The sequence below is a fragment of the Collinsella aerofaciens genome (assembly GCF_901212495.1).
GTDB classification, from domain to species: domain Bacteria; phylum Actinomycetota; class Coriobacteriia; order Coriobacteriales; family Coriobacteriaceae; genus Collinsella; species Collinsella aerofaciens_H.
Genome location: NZ_CAAKNY010000059.1, coordinates 13,353 through 19,003, shown reverse-complemented (window position 1 = coordinate 19,003; position 5,651 = coordinate 13,353). Strand labels below are relative to the sequence as shown.

3 protein-coding genes are annotated in these 5,651 nt (G+C 56.1%); 2 read left to right on the top strand and 1 reads right to left on the bottom strand.

What is annotated here, in order from left to right:
* On the bottom strand, positions 1-445 hold a 445-nt coding region (locus SFLMC1_RS11450; RefSeq protein WP_222838051.1), incomplete at its 3' end, for an MATE family efflux transporter.
* A gap of 524 nt (positions 446-969) precedes the next feature.
* Here SFLMC1_RS11450 and SFLMC1_RS06840 point away from each other — a divergent pair.
* On the top strand, positions 970-2,766 hold the full coding sequence (locus SFLMC1_RS06840) for a P-loop NTPase fold protein (RefSeq protein WP_152074687.1): 1,797 nt from the start codon (positions 970-972) through the stop codon (positions 2,764-2,766).
* A gap of 124 nt (positions 2,767-2,890) precedes the next feature.
* Positions 2,891-5,080 carry an AAA family ATPase gene (locus tag SFLMC1_RS06835; RefSeq protein ID WP_187323894.1) on the top strand — a complete coding sequence of 730 codons (2,190 nt, stop codon included), beginning with the start codon at positions 2,891-2,893 and terminating at the stop codon, positions 5,078-5,080.
* The last annotated feature ends 571 nt before the right edge of the window (positions 5,081-5,651 follow it).

The window sequence follows — 5,651 nt, the reverse complement described above, 5'->3', positions numbered from 1 at the left end:
GGCGGAGAGCAGGAAGGCGCCGGGCAGCCCCGCCGCCCAGACACGCGTGTACGCCGCGGCGTCCGCGAGCGCGTCTGCCGGGACGCCGAGTGCGCCGTAGAGCGGGCCGGCGAGGACCGCGCAGGGCAGCGCGACGGCGGCCGAGAGCGCGATTGCCGCGAGGAGCGCCGTCCCCTCCGCACGGGAGGCGCCGCGGGGGGTCGCCCGCCCCGAGGCGGCGCGAGACGAGCACCGTGGCGCCCACGGAAAGGCCGAGCGAGAGCGAGTTGGCCACGAAGCCGACCATCGTGGCGTTGGCGAGCGCGGCGAGCCCCCGCTCCCCGACGAACGCCCCCACGACGAGCATGTCCACGACCTGGTCGGCGGACTGTAGGAGGTTGGCGCCGAGCGCCGGCAGCGCGAAGCGCGCGAGGTTCGCGGCCGGGCGGCCGCGAAGGAAGTCCATTTCCCCTCATTGGGTTTTCCTTTGCACGATCGAGACGAATAGGGCCGCGGCAGCGAAGCCGCGGCCCCAGGACTCGAACCGTGCGCGCACAAAGACATGGGCCGGCGGAAACCGGTCGCCAAAGTGCGCAGGTTGTACCGTCAGCTCCTCGCGACTTCCTGCCAAGCATCACGGGGAGCGGCTCCAATCTGGAACTCACCAATCTCGAGGTACAAGGAAAACCTTTCCTCCCGATATTTCTGGGAGAATTTTACCTCCTCAGGACTCCATCAACAACGAGAGCATGGCCGAGATTGGCAGAAGATTCGCAGCCAGCGAATCGCAACCTTCCTAGATAAGCGCTTGTTCTTCCAATACGGCGCATCAGCGTTGCGCAAACCGCAAACAAGAGGAACATCACAACTGCGCCCACCAACTTACAGTGTCGACAGAACCCCCGAGGGACAATCGAAGCACCTCGATTCTGTGCGAAACTCTATAGCAAAAGACCCTTTCGGTCTGCAGAGAATTCCTGAGGAGAAACAATGCCAGCAAAAGACTCTGACGATTCTACCGACCAGCTCATCAAACAGATTGATAGCTATCTTCATGACAAGCACCGCCGCTACGCGATAGCCCTCGAAGGTGCCTGGGGCTCCGGCAAAACCCGCTTCCTTGAAAAGAAAGTCGCTCCGCATCTCAAAAACGAGAATATCGACCTCGTTAGAATCTCGATGTTCGGGGTCTCGAGCGCTGACGACCTTTACGAACGAATTGCGATGGCGCTCATCCATCTAAGCGACAGAAGCAAAAAGGCGCAATCTGCAATCGGAACGATTGGAAGCAACCTTGGCAGACTCGCAAGAGAGATAGTAGCGAGGGCGGGATTCCCTCTTAACATCTCGGTCAGCATGCAATCAGCCGTTTGCCTGATGCTCCAGAAGAAGCACTTCCTCGTCTTTGATGACGTCGAAAGGCGCTCAAAAGAAGGCGACGATTTGGCGCTTTTTGGAGCAGCGAACGACCTTGTCGAAGGAATGGGGGCGAAGGTTCTTTTTGTCACAAATACCCTGTCGAGCGACGAAGCTGACTCAACGCGAGAGTTTGATAGAAACGTTCGTGAAAAGCTCGTCTGGAAGATCTACCGATTCAAACCGAGCCCGACGACGCTGGCGAAAGACATTCTTACCGTTGGTAACCGCCCCGTTGATGATGTTGACGTCTCCGATGCCATAATCGCAGGGGCAGAAGCCAGCGGATGCGTAAACGCGCGAGCAATGATTCGGGCCGAACACCTCGTTCACAAACTATGCGATCTTGAAGCACTCCGGGACAAGGCAGTGGCGCCTCAAAACCGATTCGATGCCCTCCGAGATGCGGTTAACTTCGCACTGCTTACTTGCATGGGAGAGGCCCCCTCTCGACCTGAAAGGGAAACGTCTGCAGCTTGGCCTAGTCCAGAAGCATTAGAGTACGAGCGCAACGTTGAGCTCTACGGCCGCTATACCGATTATCCCGAAATCGATAAGGCGTTCAACCCCTCCGGCCATCTGGCAAAAGATGCCCTCGAGCAAGGATTCCGGTCCTACATCGACAGGAGATATCCGAACAATGCCGACACCCTGGAAATAATGAAGATCGCCGATAAGCTGAGGTACGTGTACAGTTTCGACGACGAAGAGGTAGACCCCCTTGCCAAGCGATTCTACGAGGTGGCGCCCAAGGCGGACTTCTCGATCGCATGTCTACGCGATGCTCTCGCCGTTTACTTTTCGCTCTCAGACCTTGGCTACGACTGTCCGTTTACGTTGAGCGAGTTCGCCGAATTCTGCAAGCGGGCAGTGGCCGTCAATCCAGAAAATGCCCTTGAGCGCCTCTCGGGTCCAGAATTTCTCCTCGATGAGAGGCAGGAGAATAGGGAGCTCGTTAGCGAACTCCAGCAATGTGCGCAGAAACAGCTCCGGGAAAGGGCATCGAAACTATTGCCGGTATCTATGGAACATGAATTGACGGGAAAGGACCTTGCAAGCAGGCTCGAGGAGGCGGCGAAATGGGATGTCCTAGCCCTTCTAGAAGCCGATCCGAAACTGATAGTCGCAACGTTCTGTGGAGGACGTGCAGAAGATCAGGAAAGTCTTCGGATCTTCTTCGTGCATCTAGGCCGTACATCGCTTGGAACTGGGAAGGCATCGGCCGCCATAGCTGAATGGGTATCCGAAATAAAGCATGAGCTGGAAGAGAGCCGTGTCATGACAAGAACCGGCAACATGAGAAAGCGATGGTTCCTAGATAATCTCGGCGAGTTGTCATCTCGTCTCGCGGACCGAGAAACAGCTTCCTAGATCAGCCCGTCGCTTCACCAAAGCAAGCGAAGTCTGGAAGCCCGAGATTGAGCCGAAGCCGCAACAAAAAAGCCCTCTTTAATTAATCTCCAGATAGCTTCGCAACATGAAGGAAGGTCAACCGATGATCAGCAGCATCCACATCGATAACGCCGCGACGTATTCCAATATCACGATTGAACCGAAGCAGATTAACTTTGTCTATGGTGGAAACGGAACAGGCAAGACCACGCTCTCAAGAGTCATCTCTGGCACGTCGAGCGGAAGCTATCACATCGAATGGGAGAACGGCACCAACCTGGAAACCCTAGTCTTCAATGGCGAGTTCGTTGAAAAGAACTTTAGCGAGAGGATTAGCGGCATCTTTACCCTCGGTGAGGACGACGACAAAACAGCCAGGCGAATCGAAGAGCTCGGCAAAGACATCGACGATCTTGACGACGAGATTACAACCAAAAGCAACTCCGTGACCGGGCAAAGGGAGAAACAGCAGGAAGCCTTCCTGCAGTTCGCAGAAGCATGCTGGATTCAGAGGAAGACGTTCTCGAGATTCTCTGAAACCCTTAAAGGGACCTTGAAAGGCAAAGACACCTTTGCGAAGTCTTGCCTAGCGAAAGCGGCTGAAGTTGCCGCAGATGGAAGTCCGCAAATCGAAGACTTGTTCGACGAGTATGCTCGCCTCTACAGCAATAACCTTCAAAAACAGGAAAGGATAGAACTCTCGGAACTCAATGAGATTGCCGTGCCGGAAGCCTGCAATCTCCTCACTGAACCAATCACGGGAAGCGGGAATACGCCCATCGGCGCCTTCATCGACTACCTGCAAAGTAGCAACTGGGTCAAGCAGGGGGTGGAGCTCTACCCTCTGACAAAAGGCAGATGCCCTTACTGTCAGAGAACCCTACCCGCAGAACTCGAAACTGAGATAGAAGCCTATTTCGATGATAGATACGAGGAGAGTGTGGGGGCGATCAGAAGCTACCAAGCCACCTATGCCTCCTTCCGAGACAGGGTCATTCAATCCATTGAGGCAATCAAAGAATCTGTGCCAAATGAATACGATGTCAATGTAGTTAATGCGGCAGCAGAGGCACTCAATCACGTGCTTGACGTCAATCTCTCAGCGATAAAACAAAAGCTAGTTGACCCTTCCTCTAAAGTGGAGCTGAGCGACGAGGCGGAGGCGTTGGACACAGTCAAGGCAGCTTTCGGGCGAATCGACAAGCAGATTGCCGCGAACAACGAACTGTGCGACAACATCTCATCCGCTAGATCGGATCTCTCTCGCAGAGTCTGGGGGTTAATCCTCCATAACCTCAGCTCAGCACAAAAGGCCTACTCCAGAAGCGTGGGAGGATGCGAGAAGGCGATAAGCTCAATCCAGGCAATTATCGCCAACAAGGAGGATGAGAAAAGGAAGAAGCAGGCAGAGAAGGCCCACCTCGAGACGACGAGGACCAGCATCACTCCGACAGTAGACGCTATCAATTCATTGCTCGAACGCTTCGGCTTCACCGGCTTCAGCCTCTCCGAAGACAAGCAGAGTAAGGGGATGTACAGAATCGTCCGCCCAGACGGCGCCGACGCCAGAAGGACCCTCAGCGAGGGAGAGTACAACTTCATCTCGTTCTTGTACTTCTATCACCTCGTATACGGCAGCCTGGAGACGGAGGGGATAGACACACCGCGCGTCGTCGCAATCGATGACCCTATATCCAGCCTCGATAGCAACGTGATGTTCATCATCACTTCGCTCGCCAAGGAAATCGTCAAGGACTGTAGGGATGGAAAGCACGGAATCAAACAGGTTTTCATCCTGACCCACAACGTCTACTTCCATAAGGAGGTCACGTTTTTGGGGAGCAGGTCAAAGTGGCCCGAAACGAAGTGCGCATACTGGATCATTAGCAAGGCAGATGAGCGAACGTCCATTTCCCATCATGCAGACAATCTCATAAGCACCTCCTACGAGTTACTCTGGGACGAAATAAGGGATATCGGAGACGCGCCGAATAAGAACGCTTTCAATACGATGAGAAGAATTCTCGAATACTACTTCAGCGTCATCGGAGGTATCGATTACGAAAAGTGCATCGATATGTTCGATGGCGCCGACAAGATCACCTGCAAGGCCCTCGTGTCGTGCATCAATGAGGGGTCCCATTTGATTTCTGACGACTTCGTCATTGTTTTTACTCCCGAAGCCATGAAATCCTACCGCAGAGTCTTCAAGGAAATATTCTATAAGCTGGGGCAACAGGCGCACTACGAGATGATGATGGAGAAAAACGCCTCCCTACCGCTGCAAGCCTAACCGAACGCGGAAACGATCAGACTAACAATAGGGAAGTACGACAACATGGAGAGCCAAGGGGTCAGTCGTCCCGGGACACACAAGCTGCCCCGCAGAAAACCACGGGGCAGCCTCTCCTTATAGCGGAATATTAGAACATGAAATCAGAAGTCCTTCTCCCTCCGGTCGGCGTTGCCCGCCGCCACGCAGCACGCGTAGGCGACGAGCGTGACCGTCGAGGAGAGGACCGCGGTGACGACGCAGGCGATCACGGTCCCCATCGCCTCGCCCCCTTCGCTCCGGCCTTGGGGCGGAGGGTGCTGCGCGCGGCCGCTCCGGCCTCGGCACGGCGGCGGGAGCCGAGCGCGATGGCCCCTCCCACGCATGCGACCGCGCCCGCGGCGCACGCCGCGGGGACGACCCAGGACCAGTCGCCCGTCTGCGGGAGGCCGCCGGGCGTCGTCCCCGGGGCGGTCCCCGGCAGCGCCTCGTCGGCCATGGTCACGGCCTGCACCTCGGCGGTCTCCCCCACGGTGAAGGGGACGTCCTCGGCCAGATCGTAGCCCTCGGGCGCCTCCGTCTCGCGGAGGAC